This window comes from Paraburkholderia sp. CI2 (assembly GCF_014201055.1).
Classification (GTDB): domain Bacteria; phylum Pseudomonadota; class Gammaproteobacteria; order Burkholderiales; family Burkholderiaceae; genus Paraburkholderia; species Paraburkholderia tuberum.
Genome location: NZ_JACHDL010000023.1, coordinates 12,427 through 28,375, shown reverse-complemented (window position 1 = coordinate 28,375; position 15,949 = coordinate 12,427). Strand labels below are relative to the sequence as shown.

The following is a 15,949-nucleotide window of genomic DNA, read 5'->3' as shown; positions in this document are numbered from 1 at the left end:
GATTTCTCATGAAACCGGCACAGTCGCGCATCGAATGCGCGCGCGTTCGTTCGTGTGTAATCTTCAGTAATAATGCGGCGCTACAATTGACCAGATCGTATGCATCTGCAGGCGACGTAAGCAAAGCATAAGTACGAGGCCAACGCCGCCGCGTACGCTGACCAGAGACTTCCATGCAACACAAGCAGTCCACGCGCTGGCGCGCGCACAGTGCCAACGCGACGGCCCCGACCTCGGCCGCTCCAGCAGGTGACGCGCACGAGGCTTCGCTTTCCGCCGGCACCGCGCACCCGTTTGCCGGCGCGCAGAGCCAGCCGGCGGCCGGGGACCCCGCGGCTTCGGCCGCAGCGGTATACAGCGCCGACACCGCCCATCCATCGGGCTCCGCCGTTTCTGCCGACCGCGCAACGCGCGGCCTGCAGCGTTGGCGCGCGCTCGCGGCGATCCGCCCGCTGCTGTGGCTGGTCGCGCTGGCGATCCTGTGCGCGTGGCTCGCCCCCGGCATTCTCGGCCACGAACCGTGGAAGCAGGACGAAACCTACACATTCGGCATCGTCCAGCACATGCTCGATACCGGCGACCTCGTCGTGCCGACCAATGCCGGCCAGCCCTTCGTCGAAAAGCCGCCGATCTACGATTGGGTCGCCACGGGCCTCGCGTGGATGTTCGGCCGCTATCTGCCGCTGCACGATGCGGCACGGCTCGCGAGTGCGCTGTTCGCGGGCCTGACGGTGTATTACACCGCGCGGGTCGCGCGTCGCGCGGTCGCTGCGTCGAGCTGGTTCGACCTGCGCGTGATCGGCACGCTCGCGCTGTTCGGCGGCACGCTCGTCGTCGTCAAGCACGTGCACGACATGATGACCGACGTCGCGCTGATGGCCGGCGCCGCGCTCGGCTTTTGCGGACTGTTCGAACTCGTACTCGTGCATCTGCGTGACGACCCGCGCGCCGCGTCGTATTTACCGATGCACTCGCAAGCCGCCCGGCAGACCGAACCGCTCGATGCCCGCGGGCGGCGTCACGCGATCATCAGCGGCGCGGCGATGTTCGGCGCGGGCGTCGGCGTGTCGCTGCTCGCCAAGGGGCTGTTCGTACCGCTCGTGTTCGGCGCCACCACCTGCGCGGCGCTGCTGCTCTATCCCGCATGCCGCAGCCGCGGCTTCGCCGGCGCGCTCGGCCTCGCCGCGCTCGTCTCCGCGCCGTTCGCGCTGATCTGGCCGATCTGCTTCTACCTGCGCTCAGAGGCTCTCTTCAAGGTGTGGCTGTGGGATAACAACGTCGGGCGTTTCTTCGGTTTTTCGGTCGCCGAGCTCGGCTCCGAAAACGAGAGCCACCTGTTCGTACTGCGCACCGTGGTGAGCGTCGGCTTTCCGGTCGTACCGCTCGCGCTGGCCGCGCTCGCCGGTGGCGCATGGCGGCGCTGGCGCGATCCGCGCGTCGCGTTGCCGGTGCTGTTCGCGGGTATCGGTTTCGCGGTGCTGCAAAGCTCGGCGACGGTTCGCGAGCTATACATCCTGCCGTTCATCGCGCCGCTCGCGCTGGTCGCGATGCAGGGCGTCGAACGTTTGCCGGCGCGCCTGCATACCGGCTGGGATATGACTAGCCGAGTGCTGTTCGGCAGCGCGGCCGCGCTCGTGTGGCTCGTCTGGTCGATCATGACGACCCCCGCGAGCACGCATGCGTCGCTGCATCTGCTCGGCCGCTGGCTGCCGCTCGACTGGGTGCTGCCGATTTCGCCCGCGCTGATCGTCGGCGCGCTGCTGCTGACGATCGGCTGGCTGTGGCTGCTGCCGTCGTTCAAGTACGCGGGCAAATGGCGCGGCGCGCTCAGCTGGTGCGCGGGCGCGATGCTCGTCTGGGGGCTCGTCAGCACGCTGTTGTTGCCGTGGCTCGACTACGCGAAAAGCTACCGCTCGGTGTTCCGGGACCTCGGCGCGAAGATGGATATCGAATGGAACGACGGCGACTGCATGGCAAGCGCCGGACTCGGCGAATCCGAAGCGCCGATGCTCTTCTACTACACGGGCATCGTGCATCAGCCGAGCGAAGATCCGCGCACGACCGCCTGCACCTGGCTGATCGAGGAAAGCCGCCGCGACAACGCGCGGCCGCCGGCCGGCGAATGGCGGCTGTTCTGGTCCGGTGCGCGACCGGGCGATTCGGATGAGCTGTTGCGCGTCTTCGTGCGCACGCCGATGGCGGGCAAGCTGCACGGCGACGAATAGAGCCGCGCAACGCGTCGCGCCGGCCGAGTGTCTCGCGCGCGCGTCCGCGTCGAGTCAGAACGACGAACCGGGCTCGCGCAGGAACGCGATCTCCTCGTCGCTCGATTCACGTCCGAGCAACCCGTTGCGATGTGGAAAGCGGCCAAATCGTTCAATCGCTTTCGCGTGGCGCAGCGCGTACTGATAGTAGCCGTCACCGCCCGGCTCCGCCGCAAGCTGTTTGAACAGACGCAGCGACTCCTGCTGGCTCGCGAGCGTTTCATCGTGCTCGAACGGCAGATACGCGAACGCGCGATGCTGCACGTCCGGCAACAGCCGATCGGCGCCGCTCGCGATGATCCGTTGCGCGGTTTGCAGCGCCTTGCCGTCGGTCGCGAAGGCGCGCGGCGTATTGCGATGGCAGTTGCGGGAAAACTGGTCCAGCACGATGACGAGCGCCAACGCACCCAACGGCGTGCTCTTCCATGCGTCGAGCTCACCCGCGTTCGCCGCATCGATCAGGTTACCGAAACGTTCGCGCAGCATCGTATCGACGGCGTCATCGCGCTTGAACCAGAACTTGCGCTCCGTGCCGCGCTGCGGCGTGCCCGGCGCACCGAACCAGCAGTCGAGAACCTCGCGCGCCCGCGGCGCGAGCGCCGCATAGTCGGCTTCGACCGAGTACGGTGCCGAGGCGGCGTGGTGCGGCGTGTCAGCCATTGCGGTTGCGCATCCAGTCGGCGGTTTCGAAGAACGAGCCGAGCAGGCGCTCGCGCAGCGGTTCCGGCAAGCCGACATCCTCCATCGCCCATGCCATGCACCTCAACCACTGGTCACGCTCGCTCGATGCGATCGCGAACGGCAGATGCCGCGCGCGCAGACGGGGATGGCCAAAGCGGCCGATGTAATGATCGGGACCGCCGAGCCAGCCGCACAAAAACCAGAATAGCTTGTCGCGCGACCCCTCGAGCGACGCCGGATGCAGCGCGCGAATCCCGGCGAAATCCGCCTCGAGATCCATCAGGTCGTAAAACCGGTCGACCAGGTCGCGCACCCGCGACTCGCCGCCCACCAGTTCGAAGGCCGTCGGCTTGTCCGAGGACACTTCGTCGTTCAAATCGCTCATACCCTGCTCAACAGCAAAAAGACATCACCAGGAAAACTCACGCGTCGCGCAGCGACTGCAGCGCCGGCCGCGCCAACACATGCCGTAAACCCAGCCACCCGCCGACACCGGCACACGCGATGCCGGCCGCAATGCCCACCGGCAGCAGCCACGGATCGAAGTCCAGATAAAACTCGAACACGTGCGTGGCCAGCATCGAGCCGACGATCTGCGCGCCGAGCGCCGCCATCAGGCCGGCAAGCGCGCCGACCGCAACGAATTCGGCCACCTGCACCGCCCGCACCTGACGATGCGATGCGCCCAGCGCACGCAGCAGCGCGGATTCTCGCATACGCTCGTCGCGCGTGCCGGCGAGCGCCGCGTATAGCACCAGCACGCCGGCCGCGAGCGTGAAGGCGAACAGGAATTGCACCGCGCCGATCACCTGCTGCAACACGCGCTGCACCTGCGCGAGGATCGGGCCGGTATCGATCGCGGTCAGATTGGGATACGCGGCGATCAGGCCATCGATCGTCGACTGTTTGTCCGCCGGCAGATGGAAGCTCGTGATGAACGTCGCCGGAAAATCCTGCAACGAAACCGGCGGCATCAGCACGAAGAAGTTGACCTTGAAAGAACCCCAGTCGAGCTTGCGCACGCTCGTCACCGGCGCCTCGACAGTCAGCCCCGTCACGTCGAAGCGCAGCACGTCGCCGGGCTTCACGTTGATCAGCTTCGCGAGACCCTGCTCGATCGAGATCTGCGGCTTCGTCGTCTCGCCGAACCAGGTTCCCGCGGCGATCCGGTTGTCGTCGGGCAGTTGCGTCGTGTAGGACAGGTTGAACTCGCGGTCGACCAGTCGCCGCGCATCCTCGCCCTTGAACGAATCCGGATCGACCGCCTTACCGTTGATCGCGACGAGCCGCCCGCGCACCATTGGCGACAGCGCCGCGCCGGCGATGCCGTGCGCGTCCAGATACTGCGTGACCGCGTCGCGCTGATCGGGCTGGATGTCGATGACGAACTCGTTGGGCGCATCGGGCGGGGTCGATTTGCGCCAGCCCTGCACGAGGTCGTTGCGCGTCATCGCGATCAGCAGCAGGCACATCAGGCCGATGCCGAGCGCGGTGATCTGCAGCGCGCTGGTACTGCTGCGCCGCTCGAGCGACGCCAGCGCATAGCGCCAGCCGATGCCCGCATTGACGCGCTCGCTGCGCACCACGCGCGCCGCGCCCCACAACGCGAGCCGCGCGATGCCGGCGAACACCAGCAGCCCGCCCGCGAATCCACCCGCAACGATGCCCCCGAGCTTCAATTCCCCCGCGGCGAGTATCAGCAGCCCCGCGAACAGCACGATGCCGAACGCATAGGCGGCCCACGCCGTGCGTCCCTCCTCGCCCCATTCACGCCGCAGCACGCGCACCGGCGGCACGCGCGTGAGCGGCAACAGCGGCGGCAGCGCGAAGCCGAGCAGCAGCACGAGGCCGGCCGCGATGCCTTCGAGCGCGGGCCACAGCGTCGGCTGCGGCAGCACCACGTCGATCAGGCCGCCGAGCCACATCAGCAGCGCGAGATGCCCGAGATAACCGAGCGCCACGCCGAGCACGCCGCCGAGTACGCCCAGCCCGACGAATTCGAGCGTGAACAGCGCGCGCAGCGCGGCCTGGCTCACGCCGAGACAGCGCATCGCCGCGCAGCCGTCGAGATGCCGGCGCATATAGCGGTGCGCGGCCATCGCGATCGCGACGGCCGCGAGCAGCGCGGTCAACAGCGACACGAGCGTCAGAAAATGGCCCGCGCGATCGAGCGTCTGACGCACCTGCGGCTGGCCGTCCTGCAGCGACTCGAGCGCGACGCCGCGCAGCTTGCCGCCGTCGACGTGCTCATGCGCAAACTGCGCGAAGCGCGCGACCGCGTCGTCTGAACCGGCGACCAGCAGCCGGTACGTGACGCGGCTGCCATAGGTGATCAGGCCCGTCGACGGTACGTCAGCGGCATTCAGCATCAGGCGCGGCGAAAAGTTGACGAACGAAAAGCCGCGATCGAGCTCGCGCGTGATCAGCGCGCCGACCGTGAAGTTGCGATTGCCGAGCTTCACCGCATCGCCGATCTTCAGCTTCAGCGCGTCGAGCAGCTGCTGGTCGACCCACACGGTGCCCGGTGCCGGAATCGACGTCGCCGGATGATCGGCCGCACCCGGCGCCGCCGCGATGCGCAGCGCGCCGCGCAACGGATAGCCGGGCGACACCGCCTTGACGGCGGCCAGCCGCGACGCCGGCTGCGCGCCGGTCGAATTGATCATGCTGGGAAAGATCGCCGTGGTGGCGGTGCGCAGGCCCAGGGCGTGCGCCTCGGCGGCGAATTGCGGATCGACCGGATGATCGGCGCGCACGATGAAGTCGGCGGCGATCATGCGCCGCGCATCGCGCTCGAGCCCCTGATGCAGCCGATCGCCCAGAAACCCGACGCTCGACAACGCCGCGACCGCCAGCACGAGCGCGAGCAGCAACATCGTCAGTTCGCCCGCGCGCCAGTCGCGCGCCGTCATCCGCATGGCCTGGCGCAACAGATCGATGCCGCCAAGCCGCCGCGCCGGTCTCGTGTCGGCGCGCGTTCTTGAACCCGCCTTGGATCCTGGTAGTGCTTCGCTCAATCGTGCCTGCTCCTCGCAAATCGCGACACCATGTGCGTGGCCATGCCGCGAAAACCGCCCTGCACGCCACGCCACAATCGCGGCAATGCCCACGCCGCGAGCAGCAGGAAGCCTACCATCAAGACCAGAAACACGAGCGGCACGAACAGCGCAAGCAGTACGCCGCCGACCACGAGGCCGTCTTCGGCGGTCGACGTGACGACGTTCGACACCGGCTCCGGCGACAGGTTGATCAGCGCGCGCGTGCCCGCCTTCGCGAGATGCGCGGTGCCGGCGAGCGTGCCGCCCGCGAGCGCGGCAACGCTCAGCAGCGTCGGATCGGCGTGGCCGAGCGCGCCGGCGGCCAGCACGGCGCCGGCCGGAATGCGGATGAAGGTGTGGATCGCATCCCACAGCGAATCGAACGCGGGGATCTTGTCGGCGAGGAATTCGGCCAGCGTCAGCACGGCCGCCGCACCGATCACCCATGGCGATGACAGCGCGGACAATGTGTTCGGCAAGTGAATCAGGCCAAGACGTTCGAACACGCCGGCCAGGAGGACCGTCAGATAGAGGCGCAGACCGCTGCCCCATGAAAGGCCCGCTGCAAGTGAAAGTGATTCAAGCATGGCCGCCTCCACGCGTTCAGTGCGTGCCAGGCGCCGCGGCGGGAACGAGCGGGCGTTCCGCGCCGAAGCCATCAGGCTCGCCAAGCTGGCCGCGCCAGCCAGGCCGCGGGCAATCTCAAGGTCGTTTCTGTCTCATTATAGCTACGATAATTCGCAGAACGTAGAGCGGCGAAGCCTTCGCTGTGGCTTGCAGGCAATGGCGGCCGCGCCCCGAGCAGAGGTGGCCGCCCGGTCAGTGCCCCGACGACAGCTTCAGGCCGACGAGGCCGATCACGATCAGCGACGCACTGGCGACGCGCGCGACCGTCAACGCCTCGCCCATCATCACGACGCCGAAGATGAACGCCCCGACCGCGCCGATCCCTGTCCAAACAGCATAGGCTGTGCCGAGCGGCAACTGGCGCATCGCGAGCGCGAGCAGCACGAAGCTGCCGAGCGCGGTCACGACCGTGAAGATGGACGGCCACAAGCGGGTGAAACCTTCGGAAGTTTTGAGACCGGCCGCCCACGCGACTTCGAGCAGACCGGCAATCAGGAGAAGAAACCAGGACATCGACACAGCTCCATGAAAAATGGGGCCGTCCCCGATGATTGATGCAGGCGCAAGGTCGTCCTTACGTCGGGAGATTATAACGAAGCGGCATCGCGGACGAATTCACACCGCGCCCACCAGCCGGTACCCGACGCCCGTCTCCGTGACGATATGCTCCGGCTGCGCCGGATCGCGCTCCAGCTTGCCGCGCAGATGCGCCATGTAGATGCGTAGATAGTGGTGACTCTCGACGTGCGACGGCCCCCACACGTCGCGCAGCAACTGCCGGTGCGTGAGCACGCGGCCCGCATGGCGCACGAGCGTCGCGAGCAGCCGGTATTCGATCGGCGTCAGATGGACCGCGGCGCCGTCGCGCGTAACCTGGCGCAGCGCGAGGTCGACGGTGACCGCACCGAAGCGCACCTGCGGCGATTCGTTCGCGCCGCCGTGATTGCGCCGCCGCAGATGCGCGCGGATCCGCGCAAGCAACTCGGACACGCCGAACGGCTTGGTCAGGTAATCGTCGGCGCCGGCGTCGAGCGCGGCGACCTTTTCGCTTTCCTGGGTACGCGCCGACAGCACGATCACCGGTAGCTCGCTCCAGCCGCGCAGCTCGCGGATCACGTCGAGGCCGTCGGTGTCGGGCAGGCCCAGATCGACGATCACGAGATCGGGCTTGCGCGTCGCCGCTTCGACGAGCCCCTGCTTGCCGGTCTCGGCGTCGTACACGGCGATGCCCTCGCCTTCGAGCGCCGTGCGCACGAAGCGGCGAATCTGCTTCTCGTCTTCGATCAGAACGACGGTGATGCTCAGGTCACTCATGGGCGGGGCGGGTGAGCGGGTTGAGGTCGGCGGCGGTGTCGGTGTCGGTGGCTGCGCCTTCGTCTTCGAGCGTATCAAACGTCTCGGGGGCGTCGGGCGGCGTCTTGACCGGCAGCGTGAACCAGAAGCGCGCGCCCTCGACGTGGCCATCCGCGGCCAGCCGGTTGAGCGCGCCGATTGTACCGCCGTGCGCCTCGACGATCGCGCGGCAGATCGCGAGCCCAAGGCCGATGCCTGGTTTCGCCGACTCCTTCTCGCCGCGCGTGAACTTCTCGAACACGCGCGCTTCCATGCCGGCGGGCAGGCCGGGGCCGTTGTCGTCGATCGTGATGCGCACGAACGGCGTGCCGTCCGCGTCGATCTGCTGCGCGCCGATCGCGAGCGGCGTGCCGGACGCCGTGTATTTGGCCGCGTTCTCGAACAGGTTCGAGAACAAGCGCTCCATCAACACCGCGTCGAGATGCAGCAGCGGCAGATCGGCAGGCAGCGTAACCCGCACCGGATGATCCGCGAGCACACGCTTGCACGCGCGCAGCGCGGCGCCGACGGTCTCCTCGAGCAGCGTCCATTGCTGGTTCAGTTGCAGGCTGCCGGCCTGCAAGCGCGCCATGTCGAGCAGATTCGTGACGATGCCGGTCATGCGCAGCGCTTCTTCGTGGATCGCGTCGACGAGTTCGTCGTCACGCCGCGCGGCGGATTGCGCGTCGGTCCGCAAAGAAGCATTCACCTCGCCTTCTGTCCGCCCCTGTCCCGCCTGCCGCCCCTGCGCGAGCATCGACGAAAACCCGACGATCGTCGTCAGCGGCGTGCGCAGATCGTGCGAAATCGCCGACAGCAACGAATTGCGCAGCCGCTCCGACTCCATGTTGACGAGCGCATCGCGCGCGATATCGACGTAGTGCACCCGTTCGAGCGCGAGCGCGATCTGCGCGGCGAACGCATCGAGCATGCGGCGCTGTTCGGGCACGGTCAGCTCGCGCTCGTCACGCACGACCACCGCGAGCACGCCGCGCGTGCGCATCGGCGCCTTCAGCGGCAGATACAGCGCCGCGGCGGCCGGCAGCGTATCGGTGCCGTGGCCGGCCGGCTTCTGCTGATCGTAGACCCACTGGCCGACGTCGAGATCGAGCGCGTCGCCTTCGAGCGTGATCGCCGCGTCGGGGTCCTCGATCTTCTGTTTGATCTGGTCGGCGCTGTCGGGCAGCAGGATCGCCACACGCGCGCCGAACACCTCGCTCACGTGCCGGGTGCCGATGCCGACGATCTGCTCGGTCGCGAGCGCCGCGGCGAGCTCGCGCGCCATCTCGTACATCGCGCCGGTGCGCTGCTCGCGGCGTCGCGCGACGCTCGCCTCGTGGCGCAGGCTCGAAGTCAGATGGCTGATCACGAGCGAGGTCAGCAGCATGCCGAAGAACGTCAGCAGGTATTGCGTGTCGGAGACCGACAGCGACATGCGCGGCGGTACGAAGAAGAAATCGAACGCGGCGACGCTCGCGAACGACAGCACGACACCGGGCCCGCGCCCGAGCTTCACCGCGGTGAAGATCACACCGAGCAGATACAACATCACGAGGTTGGTCAGATCGATGCGGTCGATCAACTGGCTCGACAGCAACGTGATCGCCGCGCCGATCGCGAGCGCGAACGCGTACGCGCGCGGCGGCGAGCGACGCTCGCGGGCCGCGCTCAACGCCTCGCGCCACGCGTTCGCGGTCGTGTTCAACAGCCGCCGTTGCTCGCCGCCGTCGCGCTCCGACGACAGGCGAATCAGCGTGAGATCGAGATCGCCGCTCTTCTCGGCGATGCGCTCGCCCAGCGGCCGGCGCAGCCAGCGGCTCGCGCCCGTGCGCGACGATGCGCCCGCCACCAGCTTCGATACGTTGCGCGCCTGCGCGTAACCGATCAACGCGTCGAGCGCATCGGTGGCGGCGAGCGTCGCGGTTTCGGCGCCGAGTTCGGCGGCGAGCTTCAGCGCGTTCAACGTGCGTTCGCGGCGCGCGTCGGGCAGGCGCTGCAACGCGGGCGTTTCGACATAGACCGCGAGCCAGTCGGCCTTCAGGCTCGCGGCGAGGCGCGCCGCCGAGCGCACCAGCGCCGGCGCTTCCGGACCGGGACCGACACACACCAGCAGCCGCTCGCGCGCCTGCCAGATACGCTGGATCGACCGATCGGCGCGGTACTCGCGCATCTGCGCGTCGACCCGATCGGCGGTGCGGCGCAGCGCGAGTTCGCGCAGCGCGATCAGGTTGCCCTTGCGAAAGAAGTTGCGCACCGCGCGCTCGGCCTGCTGCGCCATGTAGACCTTGCCGTCGCGCATGCGGTCGAGCAGTTCCTCGGCCGGCAGATCGACGAGCGTGACTTCGTCGGCATGATCGAACACGCGATCGGGCACGGTCTCCCACACCCGGATGCCGGTGATCTGGCCGACCACGTCGTTCAGGCTCTCCAGGTGCTGCACGTTGACGGTCGTATAAACGTCGATGCCCGCGTCGAGCAGTTCGTAGACGTCCTGCCAGCGCTTCAGATGACGCGCGCCCTGCACGTTCGAATGCGCGAGTTCGTCGACGAGGATCAGTTGCGGCTTGCGCGCGAGCGCGGCGTCGAGATCGAACTCGCCGAGCTTGCGGCCGCGATACTCGATCTGCGCGAGCGGCAGCACGTCGAGCCCCGCGAGCAACGCGGCGGTTTCGCTGCGTCCATGCGTTTCGGCGATGCCGACCAGCACGTCGACCCCTTCTTGCTGGCGGCGGCTCGCGGCCTGCAGCATCGCATAGGTCTTGCCGACGCCGGCCGACGCGCCGAAGAAAACCTTCAGCCGGCCGCGCTGGCGTTTTTCTTCGTCGCGCTGCAGCTTGTCGAGCAGTTGGTCAGGATCGGGGCGGTTCATGCTCAGTGGTTTTGATAGTCGTGCGAGCGGCGGTGTCTGCATGGTGGCACGGCCCGCGCCGGCCCGCAAATGGCGGCGCGGCGCCACGCGAAACGCCGCTGTTTCAGCGATGAACCGCAATTGCGGCTGGTGCGTCGTCGCTGCGTTCAGTGTCAGCCGCGCTTCATTTCATCGAGCGCGAGATTGAGCTTCAGCACATTCACGCGCGGCTCGCCGAGCACGCCGAACTGGCGCCCCGTCGTGTAGCGCTCGACGAGCGCCTGCACGTCGTTCGGCGCGAGATGACGGGCCTGCGCGACCCGCTCGAGCTGATACGCGGCCGCGGCCGGACTGATCTCCGGATCGAGCCCGCTGCCCGACGACGTGACCAGATCGACCGGCACCGGCTTCGACATGTCGGTGCCCGCCGCCTTCAGCGCGGCGAGACGGCCCTTGATCTCGTCGAGCAGCGCGGGGTTGGTCGGCCCGAGGTTCGAGCCCCCCGAGTTCTGCGGGTTGTACGGCATCGGGCTCGTTGCCGACAGCCGGCCCCAGAAGTACTGGGGCGCGTCGAACTGCTGGCCGATCAGCTGTGAGCCGACCACCTTGCCGTTCTGCTCGATGAGGCTGCCGTTGGCCTGTTCGTGGAACGCCGCCTGGCCGAACGCGGTCATCACGGCGGGATAGGCGAGTCCTGTGATCGCGGTCAGCACCGCGAAGATCACGATCAGCGGACGGAACAGATTCTTCATGATGGGTCTCTTTCCCTTTTCATCACTTCTGGTTGTGGCGTAATGACGCGCTGCGCGCTCAAACCCAGCCGAACGCGGCGAGCACCATATCGATCAGCTTGATGCCGATGAACGGCACGATGATCCCGCCAAGGCCATAGATCAGCAGATTGCGGCGCAGCAGGATCGCGGCGCCTAGCGCGCGATAGCGCACGCCCTTCAGCGCCAGCGGAATCAGCAGCACGATGATCAGCGCGTTGAAGATCACCGCCGACATGATTGCCGAGGTCGGCGTCGCGAGATGCATCACGTTCAGCGCGTTCAACGCCGGATACGTCGACGCGAACGCGGCCGGGATGATCGCGAAGTACTTGGCGACGTCGTTGGCGATCGAGAACGTGGTCAACGACCCGCGCGTCATCAACATCTGCTTGCCGATTTCGACGATCTCGATCAGCTTGGTCGGATTCGAATCGAGGTCGACCATATTGCCGGCCTCTTTTGCCGCCTGCGTGCCGGTGTTCATCGCGACCGCGACGTCGGCCTGCGCGAGCGCGGGCGCGTCGTTGGTGCCGTCGCCGGTCATCGCGACCAGACGCCCTTCGGCCTGATGCGCGCGAATCGTCGCGAGCTTCGTTTCGGGTGTCGCCTCGGCAAGGAAGTCGTCGACGCCCGCTTCGGCCGCGATCGCGGCGGCGGTCAGGCGGTTGTCGCCCGTCACCATCACGGTCTTGATGCCCATCTTGCGCAGCTCGGCGAAGCGCTCCTTGATGCCGCCCTTCACGACGTCCTTCAACTCGATCACGCCGAGCACGCGCGCGCCCTGCTCGCCTTTCTCGGCGACCACCAGCGGTGTGCTGCCGCGTCGCGCGACATCGGCGACCGCGTTGCTGACTTCATTCGGGAAACGGCCGCCGTTCGCTTCGACGTAGTGCTTGACCGCATCGGCCGCGCCCTTGCGGATTTCACGGCCATGAGTCCCGTAGGGAGTCCCTTGCGGAGACAGATCGACGCCGCTCATGCGGGTCTGCGCCGTGAACGCGAGAAACACCGCATGCAGCGAGGCCATATCGCGCTGACGGATATTGAAGCGCTGCTTCGCGAGCACGACGATGCTGCGGCCTTCCGGCGTTTCGTCGGCGAGCGACGACAGCTGCGCGGCATCGGCAAGCGCCTCTTCGGTCAGACCTGGCGCCGGCAGAAACTGCGACGCCTGGCGGTTGCCGAGCGTGATCGTGCCGGTCTTGTCGAGCAGCAGCACGTCGACGTCGCCGGCCGCTTCGACGGCACGGCCCGAGGTCGCGATCACGTTCGCCTGCATCATGCGGCTCATCCCGGCCACGCCGATCGCCGACAACAGGCCGCCGATCGTCGTCGGGATCAGACACACGAGCAGCGCGGCGAGCGCGGTGATCGTCACCACGTGGCCCGCTTTCGCGGCTTCGACGGAGAACATCGAGAACGGCAGCAGCGTCGCGGTGGCGAGCAGCATCACGATGGTCAGCGCGACGAGCAGGATGGTGAGCGCGATTTCGTTCGGCGTCTTCTGACGCTTCGCGCCTTCGACCATCGCGATCATGCGGTCGAGGAACGCCTCGCCCGGATTCGCTGTGACGCGCACGACGATCCAGTCCGACAGCACCCGCGTGCCGCCCGTCACCGACGAAAAGTCGCCGCCCGACTCGCGGATCACCGGCGCCGATTCACCGGTGATCGCCGATTCGTCGACCGAAGCGACGCCCTCGATCACTTCGCCGTCGGCCGGGATCACGTCGCCGGTCTCGACCAGCACGACGTCGCCACGGCGCAGATCGGTCGCGGTCGTGATGCGGATCGGCGACTTCGGATGCGGCTCGTTGAGCTTCTTCGCCATCACGTCTCTCTTCGCGCTGCGCAGCGACGCGGCCTGCGCTTTCGAGCGGCCTTCGGCGAGCGCCTCCGCGAAGTTCGCGAACAGCACCGTGAACCACAGCCACAGCGTGACCGCGAGGATGAAGCCCGCGGGCGCCTCGGCCTGACCGCCGAGCGCGGCGATCCACAGAATGGTCGTCAGGATGCTGCCGACGTACACGCAGAACATCACCGGGTTGCGAAACTGCGTGCGCGGCGTGAGCTTTTTAAAGGAGTCCACGATCGCCGGGCGCAGCAGCGCAGGGTCGAACATGGACCGGGTAGCGTTATGTTCAGTCATTGAATCCTCGAATGTCCGTGGGCGCTTGCAGGCTTGCGGCGTGCAGGCGCCTGTTCGGTCGTTGGCTCGCGGCCTGGGTCACTGCCGTGGGTCACTGCACGCCGATCATCATCAGATGCTCCACGCCGGGACCGAGCGCGAGCGCCGGGACGTAGGTCAGCGCGCCGACCAGCAGCACCGTGCCGAGCAGCAGCACGACGAACAGCGGTCCGTGCGTCGGCAGCGTGCCGCCGGTGACGGCGATGCGCTTCTTCGCGGCGAGCGACCCGGCGATCGCGAGCACCGGCACGATCGTGCCGAAGCGGCCGAACCACATCGCGATCGCGGTGAGCCAGTTGTAGAACGGCGTATTCACCGTGAGACCCGCGAACGCGCTACCGTTGTTGTTCGCCGCCGAGCTGAACGCATAGAGGATCTCGGAGAAGCCGTGTGCACCGGGGTTTGCGATGCCGGCCTTGCCCGCCGCGCTGAGCACCGCGATCGAGGTGCCCACCAGCACGAGCAGCGGCGTGAGCAGCACGACGATCGACACCATCTTCATCTCGTAGGCCTCGATCTTCTTGCCGACATATTCAGGAGTACGCCCGATCATCAGTCCCGCGACGAACACCGCGAGCAGCGCGAACACGAGCATCCCGTACATGCCGGAACCGACACCGCCGAAGATCACTTCGCCGAGCTGGATCAGCAGCATCGGATACAGGCCGCCGAGCGGCGTCAACGAATCGTGCATGTTGTCGACCGCGCCGCACGAAGCCGCCGTCGTCGCGACCGTGAAGATGCCCGACTGCGCGATGCCGAAGCGCGTTTCCTTGCCCTCCGCATTGCCGCCCGCCTGCAGCGCGTTCGCCGACTGATCGACGTTGAGCGCCGTGAACGCGGGATTGCCGCTCTGCTCGGCGCTGATCTCGCCGAACACGCAAACGCCGAACGCGATCGTCATCGCCGCGAGCACCGCGACGCCCTGCCGGCGATCGCCGATCACGCGGCCGAACACGAGCGCGAGCGCCGCCGGGATGATCAGGATCGAGATGATCTGCACGAAGTTCGAGAACGGCGTCGGGTTTTCGTACGGATGCGCGGAGTTGCCGTTGAAGAAGCCGCCGCCGTTGGTGCCGAGCATCTTGATCGCTTCCTGCGACGCGACCGGGCCCATCGCGATGGTCTGTGTCTTCACGGGCGTGTCGAGCATCACCGGATCGCCCTTCGCGTCCTTCACCGGATTGCCTTGCGCGTCGAGCTTCGGCGCGGCGTAGGTGGTGGTCTGCAGCGTCGGCACCTCCTGATATGCCTTGAAGTTCTGGATCACGCCCTGACTCATCAGCAGTGCGGCGATGATCGCCGCCATCGGCAGCAGGACGTACATCGTCACGCGCGTGATGTCGACCCAGAAGTTGCCGATCGTCTGCGCGGTATGACGCGCGAAGCCGCGCATCAACGCGAACACGACGACGATGCCGGTCGCCGCCGACAGGAAGTTCTGCACGGTCAGGCCGAGCATCTGCGTCAGATAGCCGACGGTCTGCTCGGGCGTGTAGTCCTGCCAGTTGGTGTTGGTCACGAAGCTGACCGCGGTGTTGAAGGCGCTGTCGACCGACATCGCGCCGAACTGCTGCGGATTGCCTGGCAGCCACCCTTGCACGCGCAGCAGCACGTACAGGAACGCCGCGCCGAGCACGTTGAACGCTAGCGTGGCGACCGCGTAGTGCCTCCAGCCCATTTCCGCCGCTGGATCGACGCCCGCGATGCGGTAAAGCAGCCGTTCGAGCGGCGCGCCGAAGCGCACCACGCGCGAACTGCCGTCCATCACGGCGCCGAGATAGCTCGCCATCGGCACCGCCGCGGCCAGTAGCACGACGATAAAAAGACTCGCCTGCAGGACATCGTTCGTGTTCATTCAATGTCCTCCGCGCGCAGCAGCGCATACACGAGATATACGAACAGCAGCGCGGTCGACGCGCCGGCCAGCCACAGCATCCAGGTCATCAGCGCGCTCCTTGTCCGCGGCGCAACTGCATCAGCTTCTCGCAGCCGCCAATCAGCCCAAAGGTCAGCAAGGCAAACAGCGCCAGGCCCCCGACATACAGCACATCCATTCTCGTTCTCCATTCACGGACTTTGGATGGATAGAACGGTATGCCGATCGGCCTAAAGAGCTGGTCAAAGATCGCGGGGTGCGCGTAAAAATCGCGTAAACGGACAAGGCCGTTTCATCTCGCGATGAAACGGCCCTGATG

At 67.1% G+C, this 15,949-nt stretch carries 13 protein-coding genes; 1 reads left to right on the top strand and 12 read right to left on the bottom strand.

The window, feature by feature from the left end; all coding sequences use genetic code 11:
- The first annotated feature begins 173 nt into the window (after positions 1-173).
- A complete protein-coding gene (locus HDG32_RS26620; RefSeq protein WP_184072031.1) occupies positions 174-2,225 on the top strand; it encodes a glycosyltransferase family 39 protein in 2,052 nt (683 codons plus the stop codon).
- 54 nt (positions 2,226-2,279) lie between these two features.
- Here HDG32_RS26620 and HDG32_RS26615 read toward each other — a convergent pair whose 3' ends face one another.
- From HDG32_RS26615 to HDG32_RS26560, 12 genes are all read right to left on the bottom strand, one after another.
- Positions 2,280-2,924: a DUF924 family protein gene (locus tag HDG32_RS26615; protein ID WP_184072029.1), complete on the bottom strand. Its 645-nt coding sequence runs from the start codon at positions 2,922-2,924 to the stop codon at positions 2,280-2,282.
- Positions 2,917-3,330: a group II truncated hemoglobin gene (locus tag HDG32_RS26610; RefSeq protein ID WP_090803736.1), complete on the bottom strand. Its 414-nt coding sequence runs from the start codon at positions 3,328-3,330 to the stop codon at positions 2,917-2,919. The genes HDG32_RS26615 and HDG32_RS26610 overlap by 8 nt, the downstream gene beginning before the upstream one ends.
- A 37-nt stretch (positions 3,331-3,367) precedes the next feature.
- Positions 3,368-5,857 (bottom strand): ABC transporter permease, encoded by a 2,490-nt coding sequence (locus HDG32_RS26605; RefSeq protein ID WP_260336610.1) that lies wholly within the window; start codon positions 5,855-5,857, stop codon positions 3,368-3,370.
- Between the two features lie 101 nt (positions 5,858-5,958).
- Positions 5,959-6,570, bottom strand: a complete 612-nt coding sequence (locus tag HDG32_RS26600) for a DUF4126 domain-containing protein (RefSeq protein WP_090805650.1) — start codon at positions 6,568-6,570, stop codon at positions 5,959-5,961.
- Positions 6,571-6,802: 232 nt separating this feature from the next.
- Entirely contained in the window at positions 6,803-7,123 is a 321-nt protein-coding gene (gene sugE / locus HDG32_RS26595; RefSeq protein WP_184072024.1) for a quaternary ammonium compound efflux SMR transporter SugE, read from the bottom strand.
- 102 nt (positions 7,124-7,225) lie between these two features.
- On the bottom strand, positions 7,226-7,924 hold the full coding sequence (gene kdpE / locus HDG32_RS26590; RefSeq protein WP_176109149.1) for a two-component system response regulator KdpE: 699 nt from the start codon (positions 7,922-7,924) through the stop codon (positions 7,226-7,228).
- Positions 7,917-10,811: a DUF4118 domain-containing protein gene (locus HDG32_RS26585; protein WP_184072022.1), complete on the bottom strand. Its 2,895-nt coding sequence runs from the start codon at positions 10,809-10,811 to the stop codon at positions 7,917-7,919. The genes kdpE and HDG32_RS26585 overlap by 8 nt, the downstream gene beginning before the upstream one ends.
- A gap of 152 nt (positions 10,812-10,963) precedes the next feature.
- Positions 10,964-11,542, bottom strand: coding sequence for a potassium-transporting ATPase subunit KdpC (gene kdpC / locus HDG32_RS26580; protein ID WP_184072020.1), 579 nt, complete (start codon positions 11,540-11,542; stop codon positions 10,964-10,966).
- A gap of 58 nt (positions 11,543-11,600) precedes the next feature.
- Positions 11,601-13,712, bottom strand: a complete 2,112-nt coding sequence (gene kdpB / locus HDG32_RS26575; protein ID WP_184059370.1) for a potassium-transporting ATPase subunit KdpB — start codon at positions 13,710-13,712, stop codon at positions 11,601-11,603.
- A gap of 91 nt (positions 13,713-13,803) precedes the next feature.
- Positions 13,804-15,609 carry a potassium-transporting ATPase subunit KdpA gene (gene kdpA, locus HDG32_RS26570; protein ID WP_184072018.1) on the bottom strand — a complete coding sequence of 602 codons (1,806 nt, stop codon included), beginning with the start codon at positions 15,607-15,609 and terminating at the stop codon, positions 13,804-13,806.
- Entirely contained in the window at positions 15,606-15,698 is a 93-nt protein-coding gene (gene kdpF / locus HDG32_RS26565; protein ID WP_013088901.1) for a K(+)-transporting ATPase subunit F, read from the bottom strand. The genes kdpA and kdpF overlap by 4 nt, the downstream gene beginning before the upstream one ends.
- Complete coding sequence (locus HDG32_RS26560) at positions 15,698-15,808, bottom strand: hypothetical protein (protein WP_018419977.1); 111 nt, start codon at positions 15,806-15,808, stop codon at positions 15,698-15,700. The genes kdpF and HDG32_RS26560 overlap by 1 nt, the downstream gene beginning before the upstream one ends.
- Positions 15,809-15,949: the final 141 nt, after the last annotated feature.